Genomic DNA, 4864 nt, shown 5'->3' on the forward strand with positions numbered 1-4864 from the left:
TCAAGCGCAGCGTGGAACAGGCACATCGCGAACGGCTTCCCGAGGGCTGGGAGGCGTCCCCCTACCACCTGGCGGTGCAGGTCAGAAGCCGTTACGAGGGGATGCTCGTCGCGCTGGCGGTGGAGCACTGGCCCGCCTGGGCCGACGATTCGGCCAGCACACTGGCACAGCGCCTGTTGGCATTGGCACGACAGATCAAGCCCAGCCAGGTGGCGACCAGTAAGCGCGGCCCCAAGGTGGAAAAGCCCAAGGCCTGGGTCGATGCCGCGACGGCTCGCGCCCATGTCTCCACCGACCGTCTCATCAAGGCCTCGAAAAGTAAAAGACCTTGAAAGGGGTGGCGCTCAGGCCCGGTACGGGATGCCGCCGGCGCTCAGTGCGAGGAGCACTTGTCCGTCTTGAGGCAGCTGTTGATGGTCTCGGGCACCGGCATGTCCACGCCCAGCAGCGCGTTCAGGCGCGGGATGTCGAAGCCGCAAATCCGGGTCTCGCCCACTTCCAGCAGGGGCCGTTTGATCAGCAGCGGCTCTGCGAGCATCTTCCCGATCAGCTCGTCCCGGCTCAGGGCCACGACATCCACCTCGCCGGATTTGATCTTCGGCGCGGCGGTATTGACCATGGCGTCCTTCTCCAGTCCGGCGAAGAAGGCCTCCAGACGCTCGCGGGTCCAGGGCGTGCTCAGCAGGTCCCTGACCTCCAGTTCGACGCCGTGCTCCTGGAGCAGGGTTTTCTGGCGGCGATTGCCCCCGCAGCCAGGTTTTTCGTAGAAGACGACGGTCTTTGCAGCAGCTTGAGCAGTCATGGCGATCCTTTCGGCGATCAGACGGATTGATGCCCGGGATCTTAACCAAGGCCACCAAGGAGGTCAGCTGGTTTCGGGAACACGCCGAGCCCCTAGGACAAGGCGAGCCCCCAGCCGACAGACATGGCAGGGAGCCGTGCCGGCACCGCGTCCGCCCCTTGGGTTTCCCTTCGCGAAATGCCAACCTTGCCCCTTCTCTCCACCGGAACGACACCATGCCCCAAACACGCTGGATGCCTCTGCTGGCCGGCTGGGCCTGCGCGCTGGGCGCGGCGAGCGCGCAGGCCGCCTGCCCCTCCGAGTCCGAGGCCGCCCACCTCGTGGCGCTCTACATGGATCGCCAGGCGCTGGAAACCCCGCCGCCGCTGACCCTCGCGGAGGCCGAATGCGGACGCGACCGGGTGGTGGCCCTCCTCGGCCGGCAGATGGGCCGGATCGTGGGCTACAAGGCGGGACTCACCAACCCGGCGGTGCAAAAACGCTTCAATCACGACCAGCCGGTGCGCGGCACGCTGTTCGCGGACATGCTGCTGTCCGACGGTGCCGAACTGCCGGCGCGCTTCGGCGCGCAGCCGCGCCTCGAAGCGGACCTGCTGGTGCGTATCAAGAGCCCGGAGATCCACTCGGCGACCACGCCCGAGCAGGCGATGCAGTACATCGATGCGCTGATCCCCTTCATCGAACTGCCCGACCTGCTGGTGCGGGACCCCGGCACGCTGAACGGCGCGGCGATCACCTACCTCAACGTCGGCGCGCGCCTGGGCGTGATGGGCGAGCCCTTGCCGGCCTCGCCGGAGCTGACCGCGCAACTGGCCGACATGACCGTGCGGGTGCTCGACGGCGAGGGTCGCGAACTCGACCGCGGGCGCGGCAGCGACGTGATGGGTCACCCGCTCGAGGCGGCGATCTGGCTAGCCCGGGACCTGGCCCGCAGCGGCATTCGCCTGCAGGCCGGCGATCTGCTCAGCCTGGGCTCGTTCTCCAAGCCACTGCTCCCGCAGACTGGCCAGCAGGTGCGGGTGGTGTACGAAGGGCTGGACGGTACGCCCTCGGTCGGCGTGAGCTTCCGTTGAAAGCGCAGGCACAGGCGCCGGCGATGGGCCGGTCAAAGGCGCGACAGTACGCCCCCGAGGATTGCGGGGCCGGCCCCCGTCTCCTGATAGACTGCGCGCCATTTCCGCTCTTTCAGGCTCGCTCCGTGACCACCACCGCCTTCTCCGCCCTGCCCCTTTCCGCCGCCATGCTGGCCAACCTCGACGCCCTCGGCTACGCGGCGATGACGCCGATCCAGGCACAGAGCCTGCCGGTCATCCTCAAGGGCCAGGACCTGATCGCCCAGGCCAAGACCGGCAGCGGCAAGACCGCGGCCTTCGGCATCGGCCTTCTGGAGCCGATCAATCCGCGCTGGTTCGGCTGCCAGGCGCTGGTGCTCTGCCCGACCCGCGAGCTGGCCGACCAGGTCGCCAAGGAACTCCGCCGGCTGGCCCGCGCCGCCGACAACATCAAGATCCTCACCCTCTGCGGCGGCGTGTCCTTCGGCCCGCAGATCGGTTCGCTGGAGCATGGCGCCCACGTCATCGTCGGCACCCCCGGTCGCATCCAGGAGCACCTGAAGAAGGGCACCCTGAAGCTCGACGGGCTCAACACCCTGGTCCTCGACGAAGCCGACCGCATGCTCGACATGGGCTTCTACGACAGCATCGCCGAGATCATCGGGCAGACGCCAGACAAGCGGCAGACCCTGCTGTTCTCGGCCACCTACCCGGCCGGCATCAAGCAGCTCTCCGCGACCTTCATGCGCGACCCGCAGCAGGTCAAGGCGGAAGCGCTGCACGACGACAGCCAGATCGAGCAGCGCTTCTACGAGATCGCCCCCGAGCAGCGCATGGACGCCGTGGTGAAGCTGCTCGCCTGCTACCGCCCGGAATCCTCCGTGGCGTTCTGCTTCACCAAACAGCAGTGCCAGGAACTGGTCGAACACCTGAACCGCCAGGGCATTTCCGCCATGGCGCTGAACGGCGACCTGGAGCAGCGCGACCGCGACCAGGTGCTGGCGATGTTCGCCAACCGCAGCCTGTCGGTGCTGGTCGCCACCGACGTCGCCGCCCGCGGCCTCGACATCGACGCTCTCGATCTGGTGATCAACGTCGAACTGGCGCGCGACTCGGAAACCCACATCCACCGGGTCGGCCGCACCGGCCGCGCCGGCAAGAAGGGCATCGCGGTGAGTCTGGTCGCGCCGCCCGAAGCGCACCGCGCCCAGGCCATCGAAACCCTGCAGAAAGCCCCGCTGAACTGGCACCCGCTGAACAGCCTCAAGGCGCAGACCGGCGAGCCGCTGCAACCGCCGATGGTGACCCTGTGCATCGCCGCCGGGCGCAAGGACAAGCTGCGCCCCGGCGACATCCTCGGTGCGCTGACCGGCGAGGCCGGCATCCCCGGCGCCCAGGTCGGCAAGATCGCCATCTTCGACTTCCAGGCCTTCGTCGCCGTCGAGCGCAGCGTCGCCCGGCAGGCGCTGAAGCGCCTCGACGAGGGCAAGATCAAGGGGCGCTCGCTCAAGGTGCGCATCCTGCGGGCGTAGCCGGCGGACCGTGTCCGGGAGGGTCGGAACGGCGCTACTACCTGTCGCCTGCACCCGGTGGTAGCATCCGCGCCCCATGAAAATCGCCGACTTTCACCAACGCCTCGCCGACCTCGGCGCCAAACCCCGCCATATCGGGCGGATCGACCGTGCCTGGCTGCAGGGCTGGCCGCTGGACACCGGCACGCGCCACCAGCAGGCCCAGGACTTTCTGCCGCTCAGCGTACGCGAAGCCATGCCGCAGCTGAGCGAGACGGTCGCCGGCCTGGCGCGACTGCGCTCGGAGCATCCGGCCGCCGACGGTTCGGCGCGCCTGCTGGTCGAGCTGGGCGACGGCCAGATGGTCGAGAGCGTGCTGCTGCCGCGCGGCGGGCTCTGCGTGTCGAGCCAGGTCGGTTGCGCGGTGGGCTGCGTGTTCTGCATGACCGGCAAGAGCGGCCTCCTGCGCCAGCTCGGCAGCGCCGAGATCGTCGCCCAGGTAGCCTTGGCCCGCCGCTTTCGCCCGGTGAAGAAGGTGGTGTTCATGGGCATGGGCGAGCCGGCGCACAACCTCGACAACGTACTGGAAGCCATCGACCTGCTCGGCGGCGCCGGCGGCATCGGCCACAAGAACCTGGTGTTCTCCACGGTGGGCGATCCACGAGTGTTCGAGCGCCTGCCGCAGGGGCGGGTCAAGCCGGCGCTGGCCCTGTCGCTGCACAGCAGCGATGCCGAGCTGCGTCACCGGCTGCTGCCGCGCGCCCCGCGTATCGACCCGCAGGAGCTGGTCGAGCGGGGCGAGACCTATGCGCGGCAGACCGGCTATCCGATCCAGTACCAGTGGACGCTGCTCGCGGGCATCAACGACAGCCTGGAGGAAATGGAGGGCATCCTGCGCCTGCTCAAGGGCAAGTACGCGGTGATGAACCTGATTCCCTACAACAGCCTGGAAGCCGACGAGTACCGGCGCCCCGGCGGCGAACGGATCGTCGAGCTGGTGCGCTACCTGCACAGCCGTGGCGTGCTGACCAAAGTGCGCAATTCGGCGGGACAGGATATCGACGGCGGCTGCGGGCAGTTGCGGGCGCGGGCGACGCAGGCGGAGAAGACCCGGCCGCCGCGCCTGCGCTGAGTCCCCGCCTGCGGCCACCATCCAGGGCAATCGCGCTATGAGGCATCCGGGCCAAACAGCAGTTGGGTTCGGTACTGCGCATTGGTGCAAGCCCGCATGCGCCGCCTGCCAATGCTCAGTTGACTGCTGTCGTTCTGTCGTATCAGGTTCAGTGCCGCACGGCGTATCACGGCCAGGTTGCTGGCCGAGTGGTCCTTGCGACTGCGATTGGCATCCTCGCGAAACTGCACATCCAACACCCAGTGCTGGCTGTTCTCAATGGCCCAGTGGTCGCGCACCACGCCGGCAAAGCGTTCCAGGTCGCCGATCGAGCTCAGGAAATAGCGGCACTCGCGCGTTTCCCGGCCGCCCACGCGGCGAATCGACT

The 4864-nt window shown here is 68.3% G+C and carries 5 protein-coding genes and 1 pseudogene; 4 read left to right on the top strand and 2 right to left on the bottom strand.

Annotated elements, in window-relative coordinates; genetic code table 11:
- Positions 1–332, top strand: a pseudogene (locus tag BMY22_RS24555) (IS4 family transposase); the annotation flags it as partial.
- A 41-nt stretch (positions 333–373) separates the two neighbouring features.
- On the opposite strand, the gene BMY22_RS22575 reads toward BMY22_RS24555, so the two are convergent.
- Positions 374–802: an ArsC/Spx/MgsR family protein gene (locus tag BMY22_RS22575; protein WP_090625544.1), complete on the bottom strand. Its 429-nt coding sequence runs from the start codon at positions 800–802 to the stop codon at positions 374–376.
- A 215-nt stretch (positions 803–1017) separates the two neighbouring features.
- Here BMY22_RS22575 and BMY22_RS22580 point away from each other — a divergent pair, with 215 nt between their 5' ends.
- The 3 genes from BMY22_RS22580 (at position 1018) to BMY22_RS22590 (ending at position 4497) form a co-directional block, all read left to right on the top strand.
- The gene (locus tag BMY22_RS22580) at positions 1018–1875 is read left to right on the top strand and encodes a 2-keto-4-pentenoate hydratase (RefSeq protein ID WP_208599380.1); all 858 of its coding nucleotides are present in this window, start codon (positions 1018–1020) and stop codon (positions 1873–1875) included.
- A 125-nt stretch (positions 1876–2000) separates the two neighbouring features.
- Entirely contained in the window at positions 2001–3386 is a 1386-nt protein-coding gene (dbpA, locus tag BMY22_RS22585) for an ATP-dependent RNA helicase DbpA (protein ID WP_090625546.1), read from the top strand.
- Positions 3387–3462: 76 nt separating this feature from the next.
- The gene (locus BMY22_RS22590) at positions 3463–4497 is read left to right on the top strand and encodes an RNA methyltransferase (RefSeq protein ID WP_090625548.1); all 1035 of its coding nucleotides are present in this window, start codon (positions 3463–3465) and stop codon (positions 4495–4497) included.
- 35 nt (positions 4498–4532) lie between these two features.
- Here the strand turns inward: BMY22_RS22590 and BMY22_RS22595 are convergent.
- The coding region (locus tag BMY22_RS22595; RefSeq protein WP_143068621.1) for an ISAs1 family transposase at positions 4533–4864 on the bottom strand (332 nt) is incomplete at its 5' end.

Source organism: Azotobacter beijerinckii (assembly GCF_900110885.1).
In the GTDB taxonomy this organism is placed as follows: Bacteria; Pseudomonadota; Gammaproteobacteria; order Pseudomonadales; family Pseudomonadaceae; genus Azotobacter; species Azotobacter beijerinckii.

What these genes read in the sequence shown, in the direction of transcription:
- BMY22_RS22575 (WP_090625544.1), bottom strand. Translation starts at nt 802, where the DNA reads ATGACTGCTCAAGCTGCTGCAAAGACCGTCGTCTTCTACGAAAAACCT.
- BMY22_RS22580 (WP_208599380.1), top strand. Translation starts at nt 1,018, where the DNA reads ATGCCCCAAACACGCTGGATGCCTCTGCTGGCCGGCTGGGCCTGCGCG.
- BMY22_RS22590 (WP_090625548.1), top strand. Translation starts at nt 3,463, where the DNA reads ATGAAAATCGCCGACTTTCACCAACGCCTCGCCGACCTCGGCGCCAAA.